The following is a 26,957-nucleotide window of genomic DNA, read 5'->3' on the forward strand; positions in this document are numbered from 1 at the left end:
CCCGCCCCCCCCGCCTCCGGGTGGCGCATCGCGCGCCGCCCCGCATGACCGCCGGGCACCCGGCACCACCATCCACACAAGTGAGGCAGGCCATGGCCAACCACATTCTCGAGATGCGCGGCATCACCAAGACGTTCCCCGGCGTCAAGGCGCTGCAGGACGTCACCCTCGAGGTCACGCGCGGCACGTGCCACGCGATCTGCGGCGAGAACGGCGCGGGCAAGTCGACCCTGATGAAGGTCCTCTCGGGCGTCTACCCGGCCGGCTCCTACGACGGCGACATCGTCCTCGAGAACGAGGTCGTCAAGTTCTCCAACATCCGCGACAGCGAGAAGTCGGGCGTGGTGATCATCCACCAGGAGCTCGCGCTGAGCCCCTTCCTCTCCATCGCGGAGAACATCTTCCTCGGCAACGAGATCTCCCGGGGCGGCTTCATCGACTGGAACGCTACCAACGTCGAGGCCGCGAAGCTGCTCGCCCGCGTCGGGCTGAGCGACAACCCGGCCACCAAGATCGCCGACATCGGCGTGGGCAAGCAGCAGCTCGTGGAGATCGCGAAGGCGCTCTCCAAGGAGGTGAAGCTCCTCATCCTCGACGAGCCCACCGCGGCGCTGAACGACGAGGACTCCGCCCACCTGCTCGACCTGATCAAGCACCTGAAGGGCCAGGGGATCACGAGCATCATCATCAGCCACAAGCTGAACGAGATCAAGGCGATCGCCGACGCCGTGACGATCATCCGCGACGGCAAGACCATCGAGACCCTCGACCTCGAGCGCGACTCCATCAGCGAGGAGCGCATCATCAAGGGCATGGTCGGCCGCGACCTCCAGAGCCGCTACCCCGACCGCACGCCGGACATCGGCGAGGAGATCCTCCGCATCGAGGACTGGACGGTCCATCACCCGCAGGAGCACTCCCGCGTCGTCGTCGACCACGCCAACCTCAACGTCCGCGCGGGCGAGGTCGTCGGCATCGCCGGCCTCATGGGCGCGGGACGCACCGAGCTCGCGATGAGCGTCTTCGGCCGCTCCTACGGCGCGAACATCTCCGGCAAGCTCTACAAGCGCGGCAAGGAGATCCAGGCCAAGACGGTGGGCGAGGCCATCAAGAACGGCCTCGCGTACGCCACCGAGGACCGCAAGCACTACGGCCTGAACCTCATCGACGACATCAAGCGCAACGTCTCCGGCGCCGCGCTCGAGAAGCTCGCGAAGGCGGGCTGGGTCGACGCGAACCAGGAGTACGTGGTGGCCGACGGCTACCGCACGTCGATGAACATCAAGGCCCCGAGCGTGGGCGCCATCACCGGCAAGCTGTCCGGCGGCAACCAGCAGAAGGTCGTCCTCTCCAAGTGGATGTTCTCCGACCCGGACGTGCTCATCCTCGACGAGCCCACCCGCGGCATCGACGTCGGCGCCAAGTACGAGATCTACACGATCATCAACGCGCTCGCCGCGCAGGGGAAGGCCGTCATCGTCATCTCCAGCGAGCTGCCCGAGCTGCTCGGCATCTGCGACCGGATCTACGCCCTCTCCGCCGGGCGGATCACGGGCCAGCTGCCGATCGCCGAGGCGACCCCCGAGAGCCTCATGTCCTACATGACCAAGGAAAAGGAATAGCAAGCATGTCCAGTCTCAGCAGTGTGGCGGGTTTCCTCGTCAGTCGCCTCAGGCAGATCGGCATCTTCATCGCGCTGATCGCGATCGTGGTGCTGTTCCAGATCCTCACGAACGGGACGCTCCTCGAGCCCCGCAACGTCACGAGCATCGTCGTCCAGAACGCCTACATCCTGATCCTCGCGATCGGCATGGTGATGATCATCATCGCCGGCCACATCGACCTGTCGGTCGGCTCCGTGGTGGCCCTGATCGGCGCCGTGTCCGGTGTGTTCGCCGTGAACTGGGGTCTGCCCTGGTACGTCTCCATCCTCTTGAGCCTCGTGATCGGAGGCCTCATCGGCGCCTGGCAGGGCTTCTGGGTGGCGTACGTCGGCATCCCGGCGTTCATCGTGACCCTCGCCGGCATGCTCACGTTCCGCGGCCTCGCGCAGATCGTGCTGCAGAACCGCCCCATCACGCCGTTCCCGGACGAGTACGTCTCCGTCGGCGCGGGCTTCCTGCCCGACCCCTCGGGCGGCACGTCCTACCTCGAGTGGGTCACGGTCACGCTGGGCGTGCTCGCCGCGGTCTTCCTCGTGGCCCAGCAGCTCCGCGAGCGCCGCGCCCGCGTCAAGCTCAACCTCGAGGACGAGCCGTTCGCCTGGTTCATCACGAAGCTCGCCACCATCGCGATCCTCGTGCTCGGCATCACCTACCTCCTCGCCAGCTACCAGGGCACGCCGATCGTGCTGGTCATCCTGGCGGTGCTCGTGCTCGTCTACACCGCGGTGATGAACCGCAGCATCTTCGGCCGGCACATCTACGCCCGAGGCGGCAACCTCAACGCCGCGCAGCTCTCCGGCATCAACACGAAGCGCGTCGACTTCCTGCTCTTCGTGAACATGGGCTTCCTGGCCGCGCTCGCGGGCATCGCCTTCACCGCCCGCAGCAACTCGGCCCTCCCCGGCGCCGGCAACGGCTTCGAGCTCGATGCGATCGCCGCGGTGTTCATCGGCGGCGCGGCCGTCACCGGCGGCATCGGCACCGTGACGGGCGCCATGATCGGTGGTCTGATCATGGGCGTGCTCAACAACGGCATGTCGCTGCTCGGCCTCGGCACGGAGTACCAGCAGCTCATCAAGGGCCTCGTGCTCCTGCTGGCCGTCGCGTTCGACGTGTTCAACAAGAGCCGCGGATCCAAGTCCGCGACTTGATCGACCGCACCACCCGCGCTGACGCGCACGACGGGCCCGGCATCCGCACGGATGCCGGGCCCCTCTCGTGCCCAGCGCCACATATCTGCATAGCCTTCTTCGAGAGCAGAACGAGCGGGACCGGGGTGTGGGAGACTTCAAAGCCGAAAGGGTCGCGTCTCTAAGATCCGGTCATGAGAACCTCAAGGCTCAACGCATGGTCACAACGCCTCTCGTTCGGCAACGACGTCGAAACACCTTTCCGGCGATCAGCCGCCAGATTCGGGTCGCTCGTCGTCGTGGTGCTCGCCGCATCTCTCCTCTACGCGGCTCCCGCGCACGCCTCTGAAAATGCCGTCGCGGGAGGAGCGTCACAGTCGATGGAGTCCGCGTCATGTCGGTGAAGCCAGATTCTGTCAGCGAGTTGGTTCACGAGTTGGACGCGTCACACCTGCCCGCATCGGTCACCCTGGAGTCCGGCGTCGTCGTTCGGAAGTATCGGCTAGGAAGCGGTGTCACAGTAATCGTTCCGGATGGACTTGGGGACAGCCAGCACGCTCCCCTATCATCGTCGTTGATCGGTGCCGGCTATGACAATAGTAGGGGCGTGTACATCTCGTTTAATAAGACCGATCAAACTGCTTTGGCTTCTGGAGCGGGCGCGGCGCTAGGTGCTGCGATATGTTTCGCGGGCCCGGTAGCCTGCGGTATTGCGGCAACGGTCATAGCGGTCGCATTGGTGTACATCAACGAACGAGGCCTCTGCGCGGGCAATAGGGAACTCCGGATCGACACCGCGACTCTGCAGGGCCGTTGTGTTTGACGCAGTTCATGGATGCCGTGCTGACGCGCGAACTCTCATCCACCGGGCAATGGCGTCAACAGAGGTCGAAGGGGGTGCATAACGTGAAATCTCGCGCAGTGTTGTGGATCATCGGCACTGCTTCTGTCTTGATCGCTGGTTGGGCCCTAGCCGGTGAGGATGGCAGCCGTTTTCTTGCCCTCGTGACCGTCCCGCTCTTCGTGCTCTTCGTGCTCCTGGCCGTTTCGCTGTCCAAGCGCCGACGGCCGCCTGGCTGAAACCTGGTAGCAGGGCCTGTCGCTCACCGGCGTTAGCACGAGCCGGGGCGGTCGTCAGGAGCCGTGAAGTTGCGATAAAGAGAGCCGCCCCCGTGACCCGGGAGCGGCTCTCGTGTCGTGCCTGGTGCGGACTCTAGGAACGCGCGCCCATCAGGTGCTCGAGCGCCAGCTGGTTGAGGCGGACGAAGCCGAAGCCCTTGGCGTCGAAGTACTCGTCGGCCGCGAAGTCCTCGTAGGAGGAGCGGTCGGCGAGGATGTCGTCGTAGGACTCGCCCTCGTTGAGCGTGGGCGTGTAGATGTCCTGGACCTTGGCGGCGGCGAGCGCCTCCTGGACCTCGGGGTCGGCGCGGAACGCCTGCGCGCGCTCCTTGAGGAGAAGGTACATGCGCATGTTCGCGGCCGCCGAGTCCCACACGCCCGTGATGTCCTCGGTGCGGCTGGGCTTGTAGTCGAAGTGACGGGGGCCGTCGTACGAGCGGCCGCCGCCCACGCCGCCGTTCTCGAGGAGGTCGACGAGCGAGAACGCGTTCTGCAGGTCGCCGTGGCCGAAGACGAGGTCTTGGTCGTACTTGATGCCGCGCTGGCCGTTGAGGTCGATGTGGAAGAGCTTGCCCTGGTACAGCGCCTGCATGATGCCGGCGGTGAAGTTGAGGCCCGCCATCTGCTCGTGGCCGACCTCGGGGTTCACGCCGACGAGCTCGGGGCGCTCGAGGGTCTCGATGAAGGCGAGCGCGTGGCCGAGGGTCGGCAGCAGGATGTCGCCGCGCGGCTCGTTGGGCTTGGGCTCGATCGCGAAGCGGATGTCGTAGCCCTTGTCGGTGACGTAGTCGCCGAGGAGGTTGACGGCCTCGCGGTAGCGCTCGAGCGCGCCGCGGACGTCCTTGGCGGAGTCGTACTCGGCGCCCTCGCGGCCGCCCCACATCACGAACGTCTGCGCGCCGAGCTCGGCGGCGAGGTCGATGTTGCGGAGGACCTTGCGGATCGCGAACCGGCGGACGGCGCGGTCGTTGCTCGTGAAGCCGCCGTCCTTGAAGACGGGCGCGGAGAAGAGGTTGGTGGTGACCATCGGCACGACGATGCCCGTGTCGCTGAGGGCGCCCTTGAGGCGGTCGATCTGCGTCTGGCGCTCGGCGTCGGTGGATCCGAACGCGAAGAGGTCGTCGTCGTGGAAGGTGAGGCCGTAGGCGCCCAGCTCCGAGATGCGCTCGACGCCCTCGACCACGTCGAGGTCGGAGCGGGTCGGGCCGCCGAACGGGTCGGCCCCGGTGTATCCGATGGTCCAGAGTCCGAACGAGAACTTGTCCTCGCGGGTGGGGGTGAGCGCCATGGTGTCTCCTGTCAGCGTCGTCGGTGATTTGTTGCTGACTACAACCTAACCGGAGCGGGACCGCGGCACAACGTCGACACGGTGCCCGGCAGGTCGGGTGGACGCGCGGCAGGGGTCCGGGCAGGATGGCAGGGGGTCGTCGTCGACCGCGCGCACGCGCATCCGCCGGCCCTCCAGCACCCGACGGAGAGGTCCCCGAACGCCATGACCGACGCATCGCCCACCGCAGCCGGTTCACCCCGGGATCCCGCCGACGACCGCGGGGAGGGACTCGCGTTCCCGCCCGGCTTCCTGTTCGGATCCGCCACCGCCGCGTACCAGATCGAGGGCGCGGTCGACGAGGACGGCCGCGGCGCCTCCATCTGGGACACGTTCAGCCGCACGCCCGGCCGGGTGCTCGGGGGCGACACGGGGGACGTCGCCGACGACCACTACCACCGGCTCGAGTCCGACCTCGACCTGATGCAGGCGCTCGGCCTCGAGGCGTACCGCTTCTCCATCGCGTGGCCGCGCATCCAGCCGACCGGGCGCGGCCCCGCCAACGCGGCCGGCCTCGCGTTCTACGGGCGGCTCGTCGACGGGCTCGTGGCGCGGGGCATCACGCCGATCGCGACGCTCTACCACTGGGACCTCCCGCAGGCGCTCGAGGACGAGGGCGGCTGGGCGAACCGCGACACCGCGTACGCGTTCGCCGACTACGCGCGGATCATGGGCGAGGCGCTCGGCGATCGCGTCGGCACCTGGACCACGCTCAACGAGCCGTGGTGCTCGGCGTACCTCGGCTACGCCGCGGGCGTGCACGCGCCGGGCCGCACGGACGCGGAGGACTCGTTCCGTGCCGTGCACCACCTGAACCTCGCGCACGGCCTCGCGGTGCGGGCGCTGCGGGATGTCGTGCCGGCGGATGCCCGCTTCTCCATCACGCTGAACCTGCACGTGATCCGCGGCGAGGGCGACACGGGCCCGGAGGCCGTCCGCCGGGTCGACGGCGTGGGCAACCGCGTGTTCCTCGACCCGCTGCTGCACGGCCGGTACCCGGCCGACGTGATCGCGGACACCGCGGGCATCACCGACTGGTCGTTCGTGCTGCCCGGGGACACCGAGCTCATCCGCCAGCCGCTGCACCTGCTGGGCGTCAACTACTACAACACCAGCCGGGTGCGGATGCGGGACGGCTCCGTCGCGGGCGGCGGCACCTCCATCCACGGCGACGTCGCCGCGACCCCGTTCCCCGGCACCGACGACGTCGAGTTCCTCGAGCAGCCGGGCCCGTACACGGCCATGGGCTGGAACATCGAGCCCCGGGGGCTGGAGGACCTGCTCGTGTCGCTGCACGACGAGTTCCCCGACCTGCCGCTCATGGTGACGGAGAACGGGGCGGCGTTCGACGACGAGGTGACCGTGGGCGACGACGGCGTGCGTGCCGTGCATGACGCGCAGCGGATCGACTACCTGTCCCGGCACTTCGCCGCGGCCCATCGCGCGATCGAGCGCGGCGTCGACCTCCGCGGCTACCAGGTGTGGTCGCTCCTCGACAACTTCGAGTGGGCGTACGGGTACTCCAAGCGGTTCGGCATCGTGCACGTCGACTACGCGACGCAGGAGCGGACGCCGAAGGACAGCGCGCTCTGGTACGCGCGGCTCATCGCCGACCGCGCCATCCCGGCGCCCGACGCCCGGCCCGAGCGCCACGTGCGCCCCGGGGCGTGAGCGGGCCCCCGCCCGGCACCGACGAGCGCGCCGTGCTCGCGGACGGCGTCGTCATGCGACCCGCCCGGATCACCGACGCGGCCGCGCTCGCTGCCGCGTACCGCGCCAATCGGGAGCACCTCCGGCCGTTCGAGCCCGCGCGCACGGACGCCTTCTTCACGTCGGCGGGGCAGCGCGCCCAGCTCGCGGGGCGCATCGCCGAGCGGGCGGCCGGATCCGGCCTGCCGTACCTCGTCGTCGAGGGGGACCGCGTCATCGGCCGGTGCGACCTGTTCGCGGTGAAGCGGGGCGCGGCCATGAGCGCCAGCCTCGGCTACTGGATCGATCGGGAGCGACAGGGCGCCGGGCTCGCGACGGCCGCGGCCCGGGAAGCGGTCCGCATCGCGCGCGCGGCCGGGCTGCATCGGCTGGAGGCGTCGACGCTCGTGGGGAACGGCGGATCCGAGGAGGTGCTCGCGCGCGCCGGGTTCGACGCCATCGGGATCGCCCCGGCGTACCTGCGGATCGACGGCGCGTGGCGCGACCACACGCTCTGGCAGCGCGTGGTCGACGGCGCGCGCTGACGAGGGCCGGGCCGGGTCGGGCCCGGTCTCAGGCCTCGAGGAGCAGCTCCGTCATGCTCCGCAGGCGCGCCTGCGCGCTGGAGTCGGCGCCGCTGCGGTGGACGACGTCGTCGTGCACCCGCTCGGCGACCCGAAGGAGGTCGGGGAGGATGCCGCGCCCGCGCTCCGTGAGGGCGATGAGGAGGCGGCGCTCGTCGGCCTGGTCGCGCTGGCGCGTGATGTAGCCGAGGAGCTCGAGGCGCTTGAACAGGGGCGACAGGGTGCCCGGCGTGAGCTGCACGGCGTCGCTCAGGTCGCCCGCGCGACGGGGATCGTGCTCGTGCAGGGCCAGCATCACGAGGTACTGCGGGTGGGTGAGGTGGTAGGGCTTGAGCAACGGCCGGTAGAGCGAGATCACCGCTCGGGCCGCGGCGGCGAGCAGCAGTCCCATGTCGCGGTCGAGCAGCGCTCCGGCGTGGTCCGTCATGTGTCCTCCTGGCCGTCCGTGGGACGCGTCCCCCGACGGCCTGATCCCTTCGGACGCTACTCCCGAGATCGAGCGGCGGCGCGACCGCGGGTCGCACGCACAGCGCGCGCGGAGGCGGGCGTCACATGGTGCCGGGCGGCATCCACCCCTGCTCGATCTGGTGGCGGCGCACCTGGTCGACCGCCCGATCCGCGTCGATCGGCACGGCCTCCCAGATGATGCCGGAGCCGTCGAGCCAGCCCAGCGCGAGCATGGTGTCGGCCAGGTCCTCCACGAACATGGCCACCGTCGTGCCCTGGGAGCGGATGAGGTCGCCGTGCAGGCTCCAGCCGAAGTACGCGGACAGGTACCTGGCCTGCTCGGAGTGGCTGCGCTGCAGGTGGCGGTTCTGCCGCTCGGTGGATCCGCCCGAGGCCTGGACCTCGTCCTGCAGCTCGTCGCCGTGCTCGTCCGACATGCGTCCTCGTCCCTCCGCGTCCGGGCCCGCGGCGCTCGCCGCAGGCAGACCCCTCAGACATTACGGACGACCCCCGACAATCCGCCACGGAGGCGTCCCGCAGGCGGCATGGGGCGCACGACGGGGCTCACGCCCGACGGAGCTCCCAGTCGCCCACGCGGAGGCGCGCGAGGGCGGCGACGGCGGCGTGCACGGCGGGCGAGGCGGATCCGCCCGGGGCCGTCACGACGTGGACCACGCGCTCGCCGACCTCGGAGATCCGGCGCCGGACGACGCCGCGAGGGAGGGGCGCGGTCGCGAGGGCCAGCGACGGGAGGAGCGCGACCCCGAGCCCCGCCTGCACCATGCCGACGGCGGCGGCCGCGTTGTCCGTCTCGAAGGACGTCGCCGGCGCGAAGCCGCTGCGGGCGCACGCGCTGACGAGGTGGCGACGGCACCGGACGCAGCCGGCGATCCACCGGTCGTCGGCGAGGTCGCGGAGGGCGAGCGGGCCGCGGTGCCGCAGCGCCCGCGCCTCCGGCAGCACGGCCCATAGCGTCTCCCGCCAGAGCGGCCGGGACTCGAGGCCGTCGAGGGAGCGCGCGCCCGGATCGTCGGGGTCGTCCGGGTACGCGAAGGTCACGGCCACGTCGGCCTCGCGGGCGCGGACCGCGGCGACGGCCTCGGGCGGCTCGGCCTCGAGGTAGCCGAACCCGAGCCCCGGGTGCGCTGCCGCGAGGCCGCCGAGGAGCCGGGGTACGACGGTCGACGAGGCGGACGGGAACGCCGCGACGCGGACGGTGCCCGCGCGGAGGCCGCGCAGGTCGTCGAGCTCGTCGGCTGCCCGGTCGATGGCGTGCACCACGGTCTCGGCGTGCCGGGCGAGGACGCGTCCGGCCTCCGTGAGGACGACGCCCCGGCCGGCGCGCGCGGTGACGGGCACGCCGATGCGCGCCTCGAGGCGCCGGAGGGTCTGCGACAGGGCCGGCTGGCTGACGCCCAGGGACGCCGCTGCCGCGGTGATCGAGCCGCGCACGGCGAGGGCGTGCACCGCCGCGAGCGCGGCCGAGTCGAGGTCGCGCGCGGTCGGGGGAGCGTCGGTCATGCGCGGAGCATAACGTGCGCTTATGGGATGCATGCCGGGCGGGGTCTTGATCGATGGATCCTCGCTCGTCACGCTGGACGCATGCCGACCGCGCCGCTCCCCGCCGACCTCCGCGACCTGTTCGAGGCCGGGCCCGGCTACCTCTCCGCGTGCACCATGGGCCTGCCCACGCGCGCGACGGTCGAACGGCTGCGCGCGGACCTCTCGACCTGGTCGGCCGGGGGATCCACCGCGCACGGCTACGGCGGCGTCGTCGAGGGCGTGCGCGCGTCGTACGCGTCGCTCGTGGGCGTGCCGGTCGGATCCGTCGCCGTGGGCTCGCAGACCGCCTCCTTCGTGAGCGTGCTCGCCGCCGCCGTGCCCGCGGGCGCCGAGGTGCTGTGCGTGACGGGCGACTTCAGCTCCCTCACGTACCCGTTCGTCGTGGCGGAGGCGCGCGGCATCGTCGTGCGGCACGTGCCGCTCGAGGAGCTCGCGGCCGAGATCGGCCCGCGGACGCACCTGGTCGCGTTCTCCCTCGTGCAGTCCGCCGACGGCCGGGTCGCCGACGTCGCCGCGATCCGCGAGGCCGCGCGCGTCCACGACGCCTTCACCCTCTGCGACACCACGCAGGCGGCCGGCGCCATGCCGATCGACGCGAGCCTGTTCGACGCGACCGCCTGCCACGCGTACAAGTGGCTCTGCGCCCCGCGCGGGGCGGCGTTCCTCACGCTGTCGGACCGCTACCGGCGCACGCTCGTGCCGGTCCAGGCGAACTGGTACGCGGGCGCCGACGTGTGGGCCTCCTGCTACGGACCGGCGATGGCGCTCGCCGAGGACGCGCGCGCGTTCGACGTGTCGCCGGCGTTCGGCGCGTGGGTGGGCGCGGCTCCGGCGATCGCGCTCTTCGCGCGCCTCGACCTCGACGCCGTGCACCGCAGGAACGTCGAGCTCGGCGACCTCGTGAGCGCGGGCCTCGGCGTCGAGCCGCGCGGGCAGGCGATCGTCACCTGGCCGGACGCGGACGGCGCCGACCTGTCGGCGCTCGGGGCGGCCGGGATCGTCGCCTCGGGCCGCGCGGGTCGCGCGCGCATCGCGTTCCACGTCTGGAACGACGAGGACGACGTGGAGCGCGTGGTCCGGGCGCTGCGCTCCTGACGGGACGGCGCGGGCGCGGACCGCGCGGGACTTGGCGGGACCGCGCGGGTGCGCGGCTGCCCTACTGCGCGGGTGCTCCTCGCGCGCAGTGATTCCTTGGGCTGGGAATAAGCCGGGTGTGCTCCCGTTGGAGATCGAGGCGGTCGATCCGGCACGCCCCCGTTCTCCGGCGCCCCGCGCCCACCCGCCCCCTCCCGAAGGAACGCTCCGTGTCGTCTGCCGTCCTCCACCCCGGCGACGCGCTCTCCCGCCGGGAGCGCATCGTCTACATCCTCGTGCTGGGCGCCCTCGTCGGCCTCGGGCCGTTCACGATCGACCTGTACCTGCCCGCCTTCCCGGTGATCAAGGACCAGTTCGGCGTCTCGGACGCGGCCGTCCAGCTGACCCTCACGGGCACGACCGTCGGGTTCGCGCTCGGCCAGCTCGTGGTCGGCCCCTGGAGCGACCGGGTGGGGCGGCGCCTGCCGCTCATCGTCGCGACGGGCCTGCACATCCTCGCGTCGCTCGGTGCCGCGCTCGCGCCCGACGTCACGGTGCTGCTCGTCTTCCGCATCCTGCAGGGCGCGGGTGCCGCGGGCGGCGCGGTCGTCGCCATGGCCATGGTGCGCGACCTGTTCGGCGGCCGTCCGCTCGTGCGCATGCTCTCGCGCCTCGCCCTCGTGACGGGGCTCGCGCCGATCCTCGCGCCCGTCATCGGCTCGCAGCTGCTGCGCTTCGTCGACTGGCGCGGCGTGTTCTACGCGCTCACCGCGTACGCGATCCTCGTGGTGATCGCCGTCACCTTCTTCATCGTCGAGACGCTGCCGAAGGACCGCGTGCGCATCGAGGAGAAGGGCACGCTGCTCCGCCGCTACCGCTCGGTCCTCGGCGACCGCGTGTTCGTCGGCGTCGCCCTGATCGGCGGGATGCAGTTCGCCGGCCTCTTCTCCTATCTCTCCAGCTCGTCGTTCCTGTTCCAGGACGTGTACGGGTTCGACGCGCAGCAGTTCGGGATCCTGTTCGGGATCAACTCGCTGGGGGTCGTGATCGGCAACCAGGTCGCGGCCCGGCTCACGAAGGTCATCGGGCCGCAGTGGATCCTCGCGGGCGTCGTCACGGTGCAGTTCCTGGCGTCGGCGATCATCGTGCTGCTCGGCACCTTCACCGACGCCGGCCTCCTCGGAACGCTGATCCCGCTGTTCTTCTTCATCCTGGCGTGCGGCTTCGGCTTCCCCTGCGTGCAGGTGCTCGGGCTCGTGAACCACGGGCACGAGGCGGGCACGGCGGCCTCGCTGCTCGGCGCCGTGAACTTCGGGCTCGCGGGCGCGATCTCGCCCATCGTCGGCGTGATCGGCATCACGTCGGGCGTGCCGATGGCGGCCGTCATGGGCGCGTGCGCGGTCGTCTCCATCCTCTCGATGTGGCTCATCGTCCAGCCGCGGACGGTGCCCGCCCTCACGAACTGACGCCCGTCGACCGCGCGCGGGCGCTGGGTAGGGTGAGGCCATGAGCCCCACCCGCGACCCGGCCCGCCTCCGGGGCGTGGACGCCGCGCGGGGGCTCGCGGTCCTCGGGATGATGGCGGCGCACGTCGCGGTGCCGCGCCCGCTCGAGCTCGACGAGCCCGCGTCGTGGCTCGCCATCGCGGACGGCCGGTCCTCCATCCTCTTCGCGACGCTCGCGGGGCTCTCCATCGCCCTCATGTCGGGGCGCGACCGGCCGGCGGACGGGAGCGACCTCGCGCGTGCGCGGCTGAGGATCCTGGTGCGCGCCGTGTGCCTGTTCCTCCTCGGCGGTCTGCTGGCGTCGCTCCAGACGTACGTCGCGGTGATCCTCGAGGTCTACGCCGTCCTCTTCGTCGCCGTGCTGCCGCTGCTGCGCTGGCGCGCGTCGCGCCTGCTCGCGCTCGCCGCGGTCGCCGCCGTTGCGCTGCCGGTCGCGACGACCGCGCTCGCCATCCACTTCGACGCCACGCTCATGCGGCCCGACCCGTTCGTGGTGCTCGTCGTCACCGGCCACTACCCGGCGCTCACCTGGGTGGTGTTCGCGATCGCGGGCCTCGGGATCGGCCGGCTCGCGCTCGGCTCGGCGCGCGTGCAGCTGCTGCTCGTGACGGTGGGCACCGGCCTCGCCGTCCTCGCGTACGGCGGGTCGGCGCTCGCGGAGGCGGCCCTGCCCGCGCCGCCGCCCGGCTGGGAGTTCATCCTCTCGACGACGCCGCACGAGGGGTCGCCGTTCGAGGTCGTGGGATCCGGGGGGTTCGCCATCGCCGTGATCGGCCTGTGCCTGCGCATCGCCGCGATCGTGCCGGCCGTGCTCGTGCCGCTCGAGGCGGTGGGGCAGCTCGCGCTCACGGTGTACGCGGTGCACATCGTGGTGATCGACCTCGTCGCGCCGGAAGGGGAGCTCATCGCGGACGACGGCGCGTACCTGGCGTTCGTCGTCGTCACGGTCACGCTGTGCCTGCTCTGGACGAGGACCCTCGGGCGCGGTCCGTTCGAGCGGGCGCTCGGCGCGGTCGCCGGGCGCGCGTCGGACCCGGCGCCCCGCGGATCCCGGGAGCGCGCGCGGGAGGGCGCCGGCTAGAGGGGCCGGGCGGATCCGCGACGCGCGTCGCGGGCGCACGCCCCGAGCCGGAGGAGCGCCTCGACCCGGGGGCGGCTCGCGGGGTCGCCCGCGTCCCAGGCCGCGGACAGCGCGCACCACGCCTCGGCCCAGGCGAGGACGGCGTCGAGGTCGGTTCCCGTCTCCTCGGCGATCACGTGCGCGCGGCGGGCCAGGCGTCCGGGGCGCAGCGCGATCTCGGGGGTCGGGTTCGCGAGAACGTTCGCCGTGTCGAAGCCGGTGTCGCCCGTGAGGCCCTTCGGGTCGATCGCGCGCCAGTCGTCGTCGCTGTCGCCGCTGCCGAAGCGCAGCACGTTGCCGTGGTGGATGTCGCCATGCAGCACCGCGGTCGGCGCCGGCCCGGCGAGCAGCTCGCGGGCGACCGCCGCGCCGCGGTCGAGGGCCTGGGGGAGCGGCCGCTCGGGCGCCACCAGCTCGCGGAACCAGACGGCGAGGGGCACCGCGTCGGCGAGCGTCCGCGCGTCCAGCGGGACGCGGTGCAGCCGGGCGGCGGCGCGGGCGAGGATCCGCGTGGCCCGGTCGTCGCGCGCGTCCGCGTCGGGCCCCTCGGCGGAGGCCTCCCGCACGAGGATCCCCGGGTCGTCCGCGCGCGCCATGAGCACGGTCCCGTCGGCGTCCGCCGCGAGCACGGGCGCGGCGCCGCGCCCGGCCCACGCGGCCATCAGCCGTCCGCCGCGCCGCTCCTCCTCCACGAGCGGCACCTTGAGCATCAGGCGCGCGCCGTCGCGGCGGACCGGGGCGATCACGCTGCTGGCCGTGCGGACGGCCGGGCCGTCCGGATCCACCCCCCAGCGCGCGAGGAGCGGCCGCAGCACCGCGTCCGCGTCGGCGTCCGTCACAGCCGGACCGACACGGGCACGCCCGTGAGCGCCATGATCCCTACGACGCCGCCGATCACGCCCACGCCCAGGACGACGAGCGCCGCGGCCAGCGCGAGCCACGACCGCTCGTACCAGGGCAGGATCCCGCGGCGGGCCCCGCGCAGCTCCGCCATCGTGAGCACCTTCGCCTGCTCGGTCAGCGGCAGGTCGAGGTCGGCCGCCATCGAGCGCATGGTCCACAGGTCGTACACGTGGCCGCTGAGGCGGAGGAGGAGCCGGCCGTCGACGTCCATGACGAACAGGCGCGGCTGCGTGTCGAGCGTGAGGCCCTGGTAGACGTGCACCACCAGCAGGTCGTGCACCGTGCTGCCGCGCACGCGCGTGAGGCGCCCGAGGAAGCGGGACTCGACGTCGCCCGTCGCGTGCGAGATCCGCACGTAGGAGGTGAGGTACAGCCCGCCGAGCAGGCCGCCGAGCAGCACGACGACGCCGACGCCGAGGAGCACGGCCGCCGCGTTCCCGGTGGGGATGGCGAGCACGAGGAGCGCGGCGCCCAGGGGGACGACGAGCGCCAGGGTCGCGAGGGCGAGCTGCCGCAGCAGGGCCGGCCGGGGGCGGAGGAGCGTGATGGCCACGCCGGGAGGCGCGCCGCCGTCGTGGTGCACGTCGCCTCCGGTCATCGTCCGAGGCCGTCCTCGTGTCCGTCGTCGTCCGGGGTGCGCCGCGCGTCTCGGGCGGCGGGCCCTGCGGATGCGGGCGGGACGACCGGTCCAGCCTAGGCGGGGGGCCGCGTCCGCGGGCAGGGGCTGTATGGGGGACACGCGGAGCCGGCCGGGGTACAGCCGCGTCGCCTCCGAGCGGGGAGCGGGGCGCGGGGCCGGGCTCCGGGCGTCCGCCCGCGAGCCCGGATGCGGCGAGAGCCCCGCCGGACCGTGGTCCGTCGGGGCTCTCGCGTGCGACTGGCGGAGGATAGGGGATTCGAACCCCTGAGGGCTTTCACCCAACACGCTTTCCAAGCGTGCGCCATAGGCCACTAGGCGAATCCTCCATGACGCGTGCCGCGGCGTCAGGAACGCGGCGGCACCCGTCGATACTACCTGCCCGGGAGGAGGCTCGATGCACCCGGTGCGTCGAGGAGCCCCGCGAGCGCCCGACGCGAGGGCGCGCCGAGCTTGGCGCGCGCCTGGTAGAGGTGCGACTCGACCGTCCGGACGGACAGGAACAGGCGGCCGGCGATCTCCCTGTTGCTCAGCCCCTGGGCCGCCAGCACGCCGATCTCCAGCTCCCGCCGGGTCAGCATGCTCACGTCGAGGACGGGGGTCACCGTCGCCGTCTCCGCCGCGGGAGCGCCGCGGTCGATGCGGGCCTGGATGCGCGCGAGGCTCGCCCGCGCCTCGGCGAGGGCGGCCCCGGGCTCGCCACTCGCCAGCATGCGGAGGAGGTCCTCGCAGGCGGTCAGCGCCTGCTGCTGCAGGCCGGACTCCTCGAGCGTGCGCACGCCCTGCGCGACGAGCGCCGCATCCGTGGTGAGGGAACCCTCCACCGCCTCGGCCATGCCGTGCAGCGCCGGGACGTCGGTGCGCTCGCGCACCAGCCGTGCGCCCTCGACGAGGCGGGCATCCGTGGATCCGAGCGTCCACGCCCGGAAGAGCATGCCCGCCCGGAGCGCGTGCGCGTCGCCGCTGAGGTCGCCCGCGTCGAGGAGGAGCGTCGCGGCCTCCTCCGGACGGCCGCGGGACGCGAGGATCTCCACGCGCACCCCCTCGGCCAGCATGCGCTGGTAGGGGTAGCGCGGATCGGCACGGTGCGCGATCTCCGTCGCGATGCGCTCGGCCTCCTCGGTGCGGCCCCGGAGGGCGAGCACGCGGGCGCGCTGCATCCCGATCCAGAGCCGCCAGCTGCCGATGTCCGGACCGATGAGGCGGTCGTCGGCGAGGGCCAGCTCGGCCTCCGCGCGGTCGAGCCGGCCGAGGTCGAGGGCGACGCCGCCCGTGATCGCACCGAGGACGGGGATGAACCACTGCGCGTCCTGCGCGATCGCCGACTCCACCCACGCGTCCAGCTCCCGCTCGAGGTCGGGGAGGTCGAGGCGGCAGAGGCGACGGCTGAACGCGCTCGCCGAGAGGAGCTCGAGGCGCGCCTCCTCGAGGAGGATGTCGTCGTAGGTCCCGCGGCGCTCGGAGCTGCGCGCCACGAGCCCGAGACCCTCGTCGATGGCCTCGCCCAGCTCGGCGCCGCGGCCGAGGTGGCCGAGCGCGAGGACGACCGCGCGCTGGGCGCGGAGGCGCACGAGCGGGCTCGACGTGAGCGCCGCCGCGTCGCGTGCCGCGGTGAGCGCCGCCTCCCACTCCATCAGCCCGAGCGACATCGCCGCGCCGATGACGGCGGCCTGCGCGCGCTCGTCGGGGTGCCCGTCGGCGCCGTGCGCGACCGCGTCGAGCATCCGGTGGACGCGGTCGGTGCCCGGCATGGCGGCGTGCGTGGAGAGCACGCGCCAGTGGAGCGCCTCCACGCGCTCGGCGGGGGTGAGGGCCGCTGTGTCCAGCGCATCCAGCAGCTCCATCGCCCGCGTCGGGTTGCCGAGGACGGTGAGCGCGCGTCCGGTCTCGCATGCCGCGTAGGCGCCGGAGCCGCCATTCCCGGCGACGTCCGCGAAGGCGAGGGCGTCGTGGGTCATGCCCACGTCGTTCGCCAGCCGCGCGGCGACGAGGTGCACGGCCGCGAGCGTGCCGGCGCCGAAGCGCTCGACGGCGGCGCGGCGCCCGTCGTCGGTGAGCGTGCGCGCGATCAGCAGGCTCTCCTTGGGGCTGAGCGGCACGCCGTGCGCGGCCTCCTGCAGCAGCATGCCGACGACGCGTCGGGTGAGGGCCTCCACGGCGTCCGGGTCGGTGCGGGCGAGCGCGGCCTCGGCCTCCAGGAGGTCGGCGCGGAGGATCCGGTCGCCCAGCCCCTGGACGCGCGCCAGGCCGCGTGCGCCGAGCACCCGCAGGATCGTCTCCCCGAAGAGGCGCGCGGCACGCTGGTAGGGGACGCCGTCGAGGCGGGCGAGGAGCACGAGCGTGCTGCGCTCGTCGTCGTCGAGCATCGACACGCGCGAGGAGACGAGGTCGAGGATCCGGGCCCTCGGCGCGTGCGGGCTGGGGAAGGCGTAGCCCGTCACGGTGCGCTCCGAGCCGTCCGACTCGAGCGCCTCGAAGGTCAGCTCGCGGACGAGGAACGGCCGGCCGCCGCTGCGACGCTGGATCTGCACCCGCGTCGCCTGGTCGAGGGCGACATGGCCCGCGATGGCGTCGATCATCGCGTCGACCTCGGACGTGTCGAGCGGGGAGAGGTCGAGGCGCTCGGCGTAGCCGTTGCGCCACAGGCCGAGGATCTCGTGGGCCGCCTGCGACGCGCGCACGGCTTGGTCGCCGCCGGCCTCGAGGTCCCGGGCACGGAGCTGGCGGAGATCGCCGCCGGTGTCGTCGACGGTCACGAGCAGCGTGCAGCGCTCGCTGGCGCGTGCGTCGGCGAGCGCGCTCCGCAGACCGGGCGCCATGAGGTGCCCGTCGTCGATCACCACCACGGGTCGCGCGGCGGGGAGCGGGCGCGAGATGCGGATCCCGGGGACCTGGTCGACGACCCGGCGGAGGACGTCCGCGAGGTCGGGGGTGGAGGCATGGGCGCGGATGACGGTGAGGCCGTTGCGCGTGAGGGCGTCCGCCACCCGGCCGGCCACGTGGCTGCGGCCCGAGCCGACGCTGCCGGTGACGACCACGCTCGTCCCCGCCACGAGCCAGCGCTCGAGCGCCTCGAGGTCGCGCGCGCGTCCACCACGGCCGGGAGCCGGGCTCTCGACGCGGCCGCCGGACCGGATGTAGGTGTGCGTCATCTGCTTCATGTGACCCCCGTCGCGTCAAAGCGGTGGTCCGCGCCGCATCCCCCGAGGCTGCGCGGTCCTTGTGCGTCCATCTTGCGCGGAATGCGGGGTCCGGGCCAGGCACACGGACGTTTACTGATCGGATGGGTCGCGGAAATAAGTAGTCGGCACTGTGGGGGACGCGTTCCGACGCTCCTAGCGTGTGATCCATGTCCGGGCATGGGGATGCTCCGGACGGTGCGCTCCGGCGCACCATGCGCGCGATCAGCGGGAGGACGACGGCTTCGGGTGCCGTCGACCCGCGGCGTCGCCCGCGGCACGACCCGGGTGCCCCAGCAGCCCCGGAAGCGGATGACGGCCCCCTCCGGGGAGGAGGGGGCCGTCATCCGGATGCGTGCTCCGCGCACGGGGCGGGTCCGGCTAGTAGCGCAGCCCCGCGATGGCCTCGGCGACCGGCTCCTCGCCGGAGATCGCCTCGAACTGGACGCGGACGCCCGTGCCGTCGATGACCGCGGTCGCGACGATCTCGGCGACGTCGGCGCGCGGGATGGTGCCGCGCCCCGTGGACGTGCCCACCTGGATGCGGCCGGTGCCCGCGTCGTCCGTGAGGCCGCCGGGGCGGACGATGGTCCAGTCGATGTCGCGGGCCCGGAGGTCGGCGTCCGCCTCGGACTTCGCGCGCTGGTAGATCTCGTAGGTGTCGTCGCTGTCCGGGTCGAAGCCGTCGACGGCCATGGCCGAGATCATGACGTAGCGCGAGACGCCCGCCTGCTCGGCGGCGTCCGCCAGCAGGATCGCGCCGTCGCGGTCGATGGTGAGCTTGCGCTTGGGGCCCGAGTCGGGCCCGCCGCCGGCCGCGAAGACCACGGCGTCGGCGCCCCGGAGCGCGTCGGCGACCTGGCCGACGTCGCTCTTCTCGAGGTCGAGCACGAGCGCCTCGGCGCCCGCGTCGGCGAGGTCGGACGCGTGGTCCGGGTTGCGGACGATGCCGACGGGCTGGTGGCCCGCATCGGCGAGGCGTCGTTCGAGCAGTCGGGCGATCTGGCCGTGTCCTCCGGCGATGATGATGCGCATGTCGTCCACGCTACGCCTGGCGCGGTGACCGGCTCCTGGGCATCGGCGGCCCGCCCGACCTGGCCCCCGCGTCGGGTACACTCGGTGTCGGCTCCTCGCGTGGTGCCATCCAGGTGAACTCCCCCAGGGCGGAGACGCAGCAAGGGCAGCCGGGCTCTGGCAGGTGCGCGAGGGGTCTTCTCCTTTTAACAGGCGCAGGTCCGCGTGCAGGTGACGCCCATAGGCTGGCAGGCATGGCTCGGAGCATCTACATCACGTCCGCCGAAGGGCACTCGGGCAAGTCGACGGTAGCGCTGGGCGTGCTCGACACCCTCACCCACCAGATCCAGCGCGTGGGCGTGTTCCGGCCCATCGCGCGCTCCATCGTCGAGCGCGACTACGTGCTCGAGGCGCTGCTCTCGCACGACGGCGTGGACCTCGACTACGACGAGTGCGTGGGGGTCACCTACGACGACGTGCACGCGGATCCCGAGGCAGCCCTCTCGCGCATCGTCGAGCGCTACAAGGCCGTCGAGGCGAAGTGCGACGCGGCCGTCATCGTCGGCAGCGACTACACCGACGTCGGCAGCCCCACCGAGCTGTCCTTCAACGCGCGCATCGCCGCGAACCTCGGCGCCCCCGTCCTCCTCGTGCTCACGGGCCGTCGCGCGGACGACACCGGAGGCCGCAGCCCCGACGAGATGCGCCAGATCGCCGACCTCGCGATCCCCGAGCTGGTCACCGCGCACGCGGGCCTCCTCGGCGTCGTCGTGAACCGCGCCGACCCCGAGCAGCTGGACGCCATCACGGCCGCGATCCCCGCCGCCGTCCCCGCCTCCCTCCAGGCGAAGGCGCCGCACGTGCCCGTCTGGGCGATCCCGGAGGACGCGTTCCTCGTCGCCCCCACCGTCGCGGAGCTCCTCGACGCGGTCGACGGCACGCTCGTCAAGGGCGACGCGGCGCTCCTCCGCCGCGAGGCGCTCGGCGTGGTCGTCTCCGCCATGTCGATGGAGAACGTGCTCGCGCGCCTGACCGAGGGCGCCATCGTCGTGATCCCCGGCGACCGCAGCGAGGTCCTCCTCGGCGTGCTCACGGCGCACGCCTCCGAGACCTTCCCCACCGTCGCGGGCATCGTCCTGAACGGCGGGTTCGCGCTGTCGCCCACCATCGAGCGGCTCGTCTCCGGCCTCGACGAGACCCTGCCGATCATCTCCACGGAGCTCGGCACCTACGAGACCGCGAAGCGCATCACGCAGACCCGCGGTCGGCTCTCGCCCGAGTCCACGCGGAAGATGGACACGGCGCTCGCCGCGTTCGAGCAGCACGTCGACACGTCCCGGCTCCTCGAGCTCCTCGACGTCAGCCGCTCCGACGTGGTCACGCCGCTCATGTTCGAGTTCGGCCTCATCGAGCGGGCACGGAAGGCCGGCAAGCGCATCGTGCTGCCCGAGGGCACGGACGACCGCGTGCTGCGCGCCGCGGGCACGATCCTCCGCCGCGGGATCGCCGACGTCACGATCCTCGGCGAGGAGATCGAGGTGCGCTCGCGCGCCATCGGCCTCGGCATCGACATCGGGCGCGCGACCGTCCTCAGCCCCTTCGACGCGGTCCTCCGCGAGCGCTTCGCCGAGGAGTACGTGAAGCTCCGGGCGCACAAGGGCATGGTGCTCGACATCGCGCGCGAGACCGTCACCGACGTCTCCTACTTCGGCACGATGATGGTGCAGCTCGGGCTCGCCGACGGCATGGTCTCCGGCGCCGCGCACACGACGGCGCACACCATCCGGCCGGGCTTCGAGATCATCAAGACCACCGCGGGCGTCTCCGTCGTCTCGTCCGTGTTCCTCATGGCGCTCGCCGACCGGGTGCTCGTCTACGGCGACTGCGCCGTGAACCCGGATCCCACGGCCGACCAGCTCGCGGACATCGCCATCTCCTCCGCCGAGACCGCCGCCCAGTTCGGCATCGAGCCGCGCATCGCGATGCTGTCGTACTCGACGGGGGAGTCGGGGGCGGGCGCCGACGTGGAGAAGGTGCGCCAGGCCACGGCGCGCGTGCGGGCGCTCCGACCCGACCTCGCGGTCGAGGGCCCCATCCAGTACGACGCGGCGGCGGACGCGGCCGTCGCGGCCACCAAGATGCCGGACTCGCAGGTCGCCGGCCGCGCGACGGTGTTCATCTTCCCGGACCTCAACACGGGCAACAACACCTACAAGGCCGTGCAGCGCTCGGCCGGCGCGGTCGCCATCGGGCCGGTGCTGCAGGGGCTGCGCAAGCCCATCAACGACCTGTCGCGCGGCGCCCTGGTCCAGGACATCGTCAACACCGTCGCCATCACCGCCATCCAGGCCGAGGGGATCGAGGCGGGCTAGGCGCCCGTCCGTCCCTCGCGCCGTCCGTCCCCGTCCCGCACCCGTCAGGAGCCCGCCCGTGCCCGTCGTCCTCGTCGTCAACTCCGGATCGTCGTCCTTCAAGTACCAGCTCATCGAGATGGGCACGGAGTCCGTGCTCGCGTCCGGGCTCGTGGAGAGGATCGGCGAGCCGACCGGATCCACGCGCCACAGGGCCGCCGGCGACTCGTGGGAGCGCGAGCTGCCCATCGCCGACCACACCGCCGGGTTCCAGGCGATGCTCGACGCGTTCGCCGAGCACGGCCCGTCCCTCGAGGAAGGGCCGCCCGTCGCGGTCGGCCACCGCGTCGTCCACGGCGGGGACGTGTTCGTCGAGCCCACCGTCGTCACCGACCGCGTGAAGGCCGACATCGACGACCTCTCCGCGCTCGCGCCGCTGCACAACCCGGGCGCGCTCCAGGGCATCGAGGCGGCGCAGACCGCGTTCCCGGACGTGCCGCACGTGGCCGTGTTCGACACCGCGTTCCACCAGACGCTGCCCGCCGAGGCGTACACGTACGCGATCGACCGGGAGCTCGCGGCCGCGCACCGCATCCGCCGCTACGGCTTCCACGGCACGAGCCACAAGTTCGTCTCCGAGGCGGCCGCGCGCCTGCTGGGGAAGCCGCTGGAGGAGACCCGGATCATCGTGCTGCACCTCGGCAACGGCGCGTCCGCGGCCGCGGTGCAGGGCGGGCGCTCCATCGACACGTCCATGGGCCTCACCCCGCTCGAGGGGCTCGTGATGGGGACGCGCTCCGGGGACCTCGACCCGGCGATCCTCTTCCACCTGGCCCGCCACACCGACCTCGGCCTCGACGACCTCGAGACGCTGCTCAACCGCAGGAGCGGGCTGCTCGGACTCACCGGGCTGGGCGACATGCGCGACGTGCAGCGCGCGGCGGCCGACGGCGACGAGGCCGCGCAGACCGCGCTCGGGGTGTACCGGCACCGGATCCGCCACTACGTCGGCGCGTACGCGGCGCAGCTCGGCGGCGTCGACGCGGTCGTGTTCACCGCCGGCGTCGGCGAGAACAACCCGCTGGTGCGCCGACGCTCGCTCGCGGGGCTCGAGTTCATGGGGATCGGCATCGACGACGACCGCAACGAGCTGATCAGCTCAGAGCCGCGCTTCGTGAGCCCCGAGGGGTCGCCCGTGGCGGTGCTCGTGATCCCCACCGACGAGGAGCTCGAGATCGCCCGCCAGTCGCTGGCGGCCACGGCGGGCTGACCGACCGACCCCTCCACGCATGCCAGCGGGGCCCGCGATCCGATCGGATCGCGGGCCCCGCGTCGTGCTGCCCGGCCGCACGGACCAGTAGCGGCACTGGGACGCCTACTGATCCGGGTGCCGGGCTCGCGCCCGCGCAGACCAGTGCCCCGCAGTGTTGTCCGCCCCGCGACCGGATGCGAGCCTCAGACGACCGTGGGAGTGGTGGGGGCCGCCCCGCGGTGACGCACGGCTGTGCCCACGCGCGCAGTCGGCCATGCAATCGAGGGGAACGCACATGGCTCTACACATGCCCAGCCGCAGCAGCAGGCTGGCGACCGCGACGGCCTTCGGGGTCACCGCGGCTCTCGTCGCGTTCGGGGGCACACTGCCCGCGAACGCCGCGGCGAGGGATCAGTCCGAGGCGGAGGCGCGTCTGATCACGCTGTCCGGCCTCGCACCTGTCGTCGACACGGGCGGCGCCTACACGGCGTACGCGCCCGGCGGCACGCCCAACCCGACCAGCCTGAACGGGCCGATCGCCGCGTCCGTGCTCACGGACGTCGCGGGCGTGCAGCTCAGCGGCGGCGTGCGTCTCGGCCAGGTGCTCTCGCTCGACCAGGCCGCATCCGCGGGTGCCGTCCAGCAGTACTCCTCGAGCGGCACCACCGGCGCGACCGCGGCTGCCGGCGCCGTCTCCGGCACCGGCGCGCTCGCCGTCGGGGACGGGACCGGACGCGGGGCGAACCTCGACCTCGGACCGACGCTCGCCCAGGCGGGCGTCTCCGGCGTCCTCTCGGACCTCGACCTCCGGATCGGCGCGCTCGCCGCGACCGCGACCGACCCGGGTGCCGGCGCCCCCACCTCCGCCTACAGCGTCGGCCAGGCCGACGCGACCATCGTCAGCCCCGCCGTCGCGGGCCTGCGGGCGAACATCCTCACGGTGACGAACGGCCTGACGGCCGACCTCTCCTCACGCGTGAACGTGTCGCCGACGACGCTCGGCCTCCTCGACGGGATCCTCACGTCGACCCTCGGCGTGCGGCTGCTGGACACGACCAACGCGACGGCGGACGTGCGCACGACGGTGAACGCGGGGGCCGCGGTCGACGCCGCCCTCGCGCAGCCGTTCACGAGCGGCGCCGTCACCGTCGACATCCGCACGGGCACGCTGACGCTCGACCTGGACGCCATCCAGAGCCTCGACGGACAGGCGCCCGGCACGCGCGTGCTGACGACGGCGATCCTGACGCAGGCCGTGAACGCGGCGCTGACGCAGATCCTCACCCAGCAGCTGCCCGACCGGCTGCTCGAGGCGGTGCTCGACTCGACCGCCGTGGCGCTCACCATCCGCACCGACATCGGGACGCCGGCGACTGCCCTGGTCCCGGCCGTGCCGCTCGGCAGCGTGGTGATCTCGACGAACACGACCCTGGCGAACCTCGTCAACCCGACCGGCCCGGGCAACTCGGCTCCGGTGCTCAGCACCGCGGGCACCGTGCTCCTCCCGCCGCTGGCCCTCACGCCGGCGCTCACGTCCGCGCTGGTCCGGAACCTCACGAGCGGCCTCCTCCCCGCGATCGCGTCGGACAACGGCGCCGTGCTCGCCCGGCCCGCCGTCGTGACGGCGCTCACCGGCGCGACCGGCGCGATCCTCACCGCCGTCGCCCCCGTGCTCTCCGCGATCGACAGCGTGGTGCGCCTGACCGTGAACGTGCAGCGCAGCCCGGGCGACTTCGTCGACCAGGACGGCCTCGATGCGGGGTCCTTCTCGGTGACCGCGCTCCAGGTCGCGCTCCTGCCGCTCGTCGGCGGGACCACGGTCGATCTCTCCACCGCGACCGTGCGAGCGGACGCGGCGGCGGTCGACCCGGACCGCCCGGTCGTGATCTCCAGCCCGACCGCGGGCCAGGCCTTCCCGGCCGGCACCACGTCGATCACGGTGTCCGGCTCGGCGACCCCCGGCGCGCTCGTCACGGTGACCGCGGGTGGCCAGACGCAGACCGGCACCGCGGACGCCACCACGGGTGCGTACCGCGTGGTATTCACCGGCCTCCCCTCCGGAACCGTCTCGGCCAGCGCGCGCCAGACGGTCGGCGGCGCCCAGGTCGGCCTGCCGACCTCGGTGGTCTTCGAGATCGCCGCTCCCGCCGCCGACGCCGACGTGGCGGACGCGGACGTGCTCGACCTCGACGGCGGACTGGATCTACTGGACGCCGACGCCGCTGACCTGGATGCGCTGGACATCGACGTGGTCGACCTGGTCGACGCGGTCGATGTGGACACGACGGATCTCGACGGCACGGATGCGGACACGGTCGACACCGATGCGGACGTCCTCGATGTCGTGGACGTGGCGGATGTGATCGTGGACGCGGGTGCTGATGTGATCGACGCTGGTGACGTGCTCGATGTCGATGGCGGCCTGGACGTCCTCGACACGGACGCCGCCGATCTCGACGCGCTGGACATCGACGTGGTCGACCTGGTCGACGCAGTCGATGTGGACACGACGGATCTCGACGGCACGGATGCGGACACGGTCGACACCGACGCAGATGTCCTCGATGTGGTGGACGTGGCGGATGTGATCGTGGATGCGGGCGCTGACGTGATCGACGCCGGTGATGTGCTCGATGTCGATGGCGGTCTGGATGTCCTGGACACGGACGCCGCTGATCTCGATGCGCTGGACATCGACGTGGTCGACCTGGTCGACGCGGTCGATGTGGACACGACGGATCTCGACGGCACGGATGCGGACACGGTCGACACCGATGCGGACGTCCTCGATGTCGTGGACGTGGCGGATGTGATCGTGGACGCGGGTGCTGATGTGATCGACGCTGGTGACGTGCTCGATGTCGATGGTGGCCTGGATGTCCTGGACACGGACGCCGCTGATCTCGACGCCCTGGACATCGATGTGGTCGATGTCGTGGACGCGCTCGATGTGGACACGACGGATCTCGACGGCACGGACGCGGACACGGTCGACACCGACGCGGACGTCCTCGATGTGGTGGACGTGGCGGATGTGATCGTGGACGCGGGCGCTGATGTGATCGACGCCGGTGACGTGCTGGACGTCGATGGTGGCCTGGATGTCCTGGACACCGACGCTGCTGATCTCGACGCCCTGGATGTCGATGTGGTCGATGTGGTGGACGCGCTGGACGTGGACACGACGGATCTCGACGGCACGGATGCGGACACGGTCGACACCGACGCAGATGTCCTCGATGTGGTGGACGTGGCCGATGTGATCGTGGATGCGGGCGCTGACGTGATCGACGCGGGCGATGTGCTCGATGTCGATGGCGGTCTGGATGTCCTGGACACGGACGCCGCTGATCTCGACGCCCTGGACATCGACGTGGTCGATGTGGTGGACGCGCTGGACGTGGACACGACGGATCTCGACGGCACGGATGCGGACACGGTCGACACCGACGCAGATGTCCTCGATGTGGTGGACGTGGCCGATGTGATCGTGGATGCGGGCGCTGACGTGATCGACGCCGGTGATGTGCTCGATGTCGATGGCGGTCTGGATGTCCTGGACACGGACGCCGCTGATCTCGACGCCCTGGACATCGACGTGGTCGATGTGGTCGACGCGCTGGACGTGGACACGACCGACCTGGACGGCACGGACGCCGACACGGTGGACGTGATCGTGGACGCCGGTGATGTGCTCGATGTCGATGGCGGCCTGGACGTCCTGGACACGGACGCTGCTGACCTCGACGCTCTGGATGTCGACGTGGTCGATGTCGTGGACGCGCTGGACGTGGACACGAGCGACCTCGACGGCACGGACGTCGACACCGTCGATGTGGACGTCGTGGACGTCGTGGTCGATGCGGGTGCTGATGTGATCGATGCGGGTGACGTCCTGGATGTCGATGGCGGTCTGGATGTCCTGGACACCGACGCCGCTGACCTCGACGCCCTCGATGTCGACGTGGTCGATGTGGTGGACGCGCTGGATGTCGACACGAGCGACCTGGACGGCACCGACGCCGACACGGTGGACGTGATCGTCGACGCCGGTGATGTGCTCGATGTCGATGGCGGCCTGGACGTCCTGGACACGGACGCTGCTGACCTCGACGCTCTGGATGTCGACGTGGTCGATGTCGTGGACGCTCTGGATGTCGACACGAGCGACCTGGACGGCACGGACGCGGACGCGGTCGACACCGATCTGGACAGCGCGGACGTGATCGACGCCGGTGACGTGCTCGACCTCGAGGGCGTCGACTCCGACGCCAACGACTCGGACGACTCGGACGACTCGAACGACTCGTTCGACCTCGACGTCACGGACGCGGACACCGCCGACGTGACGGACGCGGCCGACGTGCTCGATGCTGACGGCGACGACGTCTCTGATGTG

Annotated in this window: 19 protein-coding genes, 1 tRNA gene and 1 other RNA gene; 12 read left to right on the forward strand and 9 right to left on the reverse strand. The window is 72.2% G+C overall.

The features are described from left to right. Nucleotides 1-92 precede the first annotated feature (92 nt). From mmsA to ITJ40_RS04280, 3 genes are all read left to right on the forward strand, one after another. Nucleotides 93-1,622: a multiple monosaccharide ABC transporter ATP-binding protein gene (mmsA, locus tag ITJ40_RS04270; protein WP_194665898.1), complete on the forward strand. Its 1,530-nt coding sequence runs from the start codon at nt 93-95 to the stop codon at nt 1,620-1,622. A 5-nt stretch (nt 1,623-1,627) separates the two neighbouring features. Further along, a complete protein-coding gene (gene mmsB / locus ITJ40_RS04275) occupies nt 1,628-2,815 on the forward strand; it encodes a multiple monosaccharide ABC transporter permease (RefSeq protein ID WP_194665899.1) in 1,188 nt (395 codons plus the stop codon). A gap of 810 nt (nt 2,816-3,625) precedes the next feature. After that, entirely contained in the window at nt 3,626-3,874 is a 249-nt protein-coding gene (locus ITJ40_RS04280; RefSeq protein WP_194665900.1) for a hypothetical protein, read from the forward strand. A 133-nt stretch (nt 3,875-4,007) separates the two neighbouring features. On the opposite strand, the gene xylA is transcribed toward ITJ40_RS04280, so the two are convergent. Continuing rightward, nucleotides 4,008-5,201, reverse strand: a complete 1,194-nt coding sequence (xylA, locus tag ITJ40_RS04285; RefSeq protein WP_086520883.1) for a xylose isomerase — start codon at nt 5,199-5,201, stop codon at nt 4,008-4,010. A 204-nt stretch (nt 5,202-5,405) separates the two neighbouring features. Here xylA and ITJ40_RS04290 point away from each other — a divergent pair, with 204 nt between their 5' ends. Together ITJ40_RS04290 and ITJ40_RS04295 are read left to right on the forward strand one after the other, a co-directional pair. Next, nucleotides 5,406-6,911, forward strand: a complete 1,506-nt coding sequence (locus ITJ40_RS04290) for a GH1 family beta-glucosidase (RefSeq protein WP_194665901.1) — start codon at nt 5,406-5,408, stop codon at nt 6,909-6,911. After that, nucleotides 6,908-7,474, forward strand: coding sequence for a GNAT family N-acetyltransferase (locus ITJ40_RS04295; RefSeq protein WP_194665902.1), 567 nt, complete (start codon nt 6,908-6,910; stop codon nt 7,472-7,474). Before ITJ40_RS04290 ends, ITJ40_RS04295 begins: the two co-directional genes overlap by 4 nt. A 28-nt stretch (nt 7,475-7,502) precedes the next feature. Here the strand turns inward: ITJ40_RS04295 and ITJ40_RS04300 are convergent, their stop codons facing one another. From ITJ40_RS04300 to ITJ40_RS04310, 3 genes are all read right to left on the reverse strand, one after another. Continuing rightward, nucleotides 7,503-7,940 carry a MarR family transcriptional regulator gene (locus tag ITJ40_RS04300; protein WP_194665903.1) on the reverse strand — a complete coding sequence of 146 codons (438 nt, stop codon included), beginning with the start codon at nt 7,938-7,940 and terminating at the stop codon, nt 7,503-7,505. A gap of 121 nt (nt 7,941-8,061) precedes the next feature. Further along, on the reverse strand, nt 8,062-8,397 hold the full coding sequence (locus tag ITJ40_RS04305) for a hypothetical protein (RefSeq protein WP_194665904.1): 336 nt from the start codon (nt 8,395-8,397) through the stop codon (nt 8,062-8,064). Between the two features lie 127 nt (nt 8,398-8,524). Then, the gene (locus ITJ40_RS04310; RefSeq protein WP_194665905.1) at nt 8,525-9,481 is read right to left on the reverse strand and encodes a LysR family transcriptional regulator; all 957 of its coding nucleotides are present in this window, start codon (nt 9,479-9,481) and stop codon (nt 8,525-8,527) included. 81 nt (nt 9,482-9,562) lie between these two features. Here ITJ40_RS04310 and ITJ40_RS04315 point away from each other — a divergent pair, with 81 nt between their 5' ends. The 3 genes from ITJ40_RS04315 to ITJ40_RS04325 all read left to right on the forward strand — a co-directional run bounded on the left by ITJ40_RS04315 (nt 9,563) and on the right by ITJ40_RS04325 (nt 13,183). Further along, a complete protein-coding gene (locus ITJ40_RS04315) occupies nt 9,563-10,618 on the forward strand; it encodes an aminotransferase class V-fold PLP-dependent enzyme (RefSeq protein WP_194665906.1) in 1,056 nt (351 codons plus the stop codon). Between the two features lie 209 nt (nt 10,619-10,827). After that, nucleotides 10,828-12,063 (forward strand): multidrug effflux MFS transporter, encoded by a 1,236-nt coding sequence (locus tag ITJ40_RS04320; protein ID WP_194665907.1) that lies wholly within the window; start codon nt 10,828-10,830, stop codon nt 12,061-12,063. Between the two features lie 40 nt (nt 12,064-12,103). Then, on the forward strand, nt 12,104-13,183 hold the full coding sequence (locus tag ITJ40_RS04325; RefSeq protein WP_194665908.1) for a heparan-alpha-glucosaminide N-acetyltransferase domain-containing protein: 1,080 nt from the start codon (nt 12,104-12,106) through the stop codon (nt 13,181-13,183). Here ITJ40_RS04325 and ITJ40_RS04330 read toward each other — a convergent pair. The 5 genes from ITJ40_RS04330 to ITJ40_RS04350 all read right to left on the reverse strand — a co-directional run bounded on the left by ITJ40_RS04330 (nt 13,180) and on the right by ITJ40_RS04350 (nt 18,976). Next, the gene (locus tag ITJ40_RS04330; RefSeq protein WP_194665909.1) at nt 13,180-14,061 is read right to left on the reverse strand and encodes an aminoglycoside phosphotransferase family protein; all 882 of its coding nucleotides are present in this window, start codon (nt 14,059-14,061) and stop codon (nt 13,180-13,182) included. The genes ITJ40_RS04325 and ITJ40_RS04330 overlap by 4 nt on opposite strands. After that, complete coding sequence (locus ITJ40_RS04335; protein ID WP_194665910.1) at nt 14,058-14,723, reverse strand: hypothetical protein; 666 nt, start codon at nt 14,721-14,723, stop codon at nt 14,058-14,060. The genes ITJ40_RS04330 and ITJ40_RS04335 overlap by 4 nt, the downstream gene beginning before the upstream one ends. A gap of 280 nt (nt 14,724-15,003) precedes the next feature. Then, nucleotides 15,004-15,091: transfer RNA gene (locus ITJ40_RS04340), tRNA-Ser, on the reverse strand. Nucleotides 15,092-15,136: 45 nt separating this feature from the next. Continuing rightward, nucleotides 15,137-17,923, reverse strand: coding sequence for a LuxR C-terminal-related transcriptional regulator (locus ITJ40_RS04345; RefSeq protein WP_194665911.1), 2,787 nt, complete (start codon nt 17,921-17,923; stop codon nt 15,137-15,139). 399 nt (nt 17,924-18,322) lie between these two features. Next, nucleotides 18,323-18,976, reverse strand: a complete 654-nt coding sequence (locus ITJ40_RS04350) for an SDR family oxidoreductase (protein WP_194665912.1) — start codon at nt 18,974-18,976, stop codon at nt 18,323-18,325. Between the two features lie 86 nt (nt 18,977-19,062). Here ITJ40_RS04350 and ffs point away from each other — a divergent pair. The 4 genes from ffs to ITJ40_RS04370 all read left to right on the forward strand — a co-directional run. Beyond that, nucleotides 19,063-19,159, forward strand: an RNA gene (gene ffs / locus ITJ40_RS04355) — signal recognition particle sRNA small type. A 50-nt stretch (nt 19,160-19,209) separates the two neighbouring features. Next, nucleotides 19,210-21,327, forward strand: a complete 2,118-nt coding sequence (gene pta, locus ITJ40_RS04360; protein ID WP_194665913.1) for a phosphate acetyltransferase — start codon at nt 19,210-19,212, stop codon at nt 21,325-21,327. A gap of 58 nt (nt 21,328-21,385) precedes the next feature. Then, entirely contained in the window at nt 21,386-22,576 is a 1,191-nt protein-coding gene (locus ITJ40_RS04365) for an acetate kinase (RefSeq protein WP_194665914.1), read from the forward strand. A gap of 289 nt (nt 22,577-22,865) precedes the next feature. Further along, nucleotides 22,866-26,957, forward strand: a 4,092-nt coding sequence (locus ITJ40_RS04370; protein ID WP_194665915.1) for a choice-of-anchor G family protein, incomplete at its 3' end; no start/stop codon positions are given.

The organism is Clavibacter sp. VKM Ac-2872 (assembly GCF_015351105.1).
Classification (GTDB): Bacteria; Actinomycetota; Actinomycetes; order Actinomycetales; family Microbacteriaceae; genus Clavibacter.

Coding starts and splice junctions, on each gene's coding strand:
- mmsA (WP_194665898.1), top strand. CDS start 93: ATGGCCAACCACATTCTCGAGATGCGCGGCATCACCAAGACGTTCCCC.
- mmsB (WP_194665899.1), top strand. CDS start 1,628: ATGTCCAGTCTCAGCAGTGTGGCGGGTTTCCTCGTCAGTCGCCTCAGG.
- ITJ40_RS04280 (WP_194665900.1), top strand. CDS start 3,626: ATGGATGCCGTGCTGACGCGCGAACTCTCATCCACCGGGCAATGGCGT.
- xylA (WP_086520883.1), bottom strand. CDS start 5,201: ATGGCGCTCACCCCCACCCGCGAGGACAAGTTCTCGTTCGGACTCTGG.
- ITJ40_RS04290 (WP_194665901.1), top strand. CDS start 5,406: ATGACCGACGCATCGCCCACCGCAGCCGGTTCACCCCGGGATCCCGCC.
- ITJ40_RS04300 (WP_194665903.1), bottom strand. CDS start 7,940: ATGACGGACCACGCCGGAGCGCTGCTCGACCGCGACATGGGACTGCTG.
- ITJ40_RS04305 (WP_194665904.1), bottom strand. CDS start 8,397: ATGTCGGACGAGCACGGCGACGAGCTGCAGGACGAGGTCCAGGCCTCG.
- ITJ40_RS04310 (WP_194665905.1), bottom strand. CDS start 9,481: ATGACCGACGCTCCCCCGACCGCGCGCGACCTCGACTCGGCCGCGCTC.
- ITJ40_RS04315 (WP_194665906.1), top strand. CDS start 9,563: ATGCCGACCGCGCCGCTCCCCGCCGACCTCCGCGACCTGTTCGAGGCC.
- ITJ40_RS04325 (WP_194665908.1), top strand. CDS start 12,104: ATGAGCCCCACCCGCGACCCGGCCCGCCTCCGGGGCGTGGACGCCGCG.
- ITJ40_RS04335 (WP_194665910.1), bottom strand. CDS start 14,723: ATGACCGGAGGCGACGTGCACCACGACGGCGGCGCGCCTCCCGGCGTG.
- ITJ40_RS04345 (WP_194665911.1), bottom strand. CDS start 17,923: ATGAAGCAGATGACGCACACCTACATCCGGTCCGGCGGCCGCGTCGAG.
- ITJ40_RS04350 (WP_194665912.1), bottom strand. CDS start 18,976: ATGCGCATCATCATCGCCGGAGGACACGGCCAGATCGCCCGACTGCTC.
- pta (WP_194665913.1), top strand. CDS start 19,210: ATGGCTCGGAGCATCTACATCACGTCCGCCGAAGGGCACTCGGGCAAG.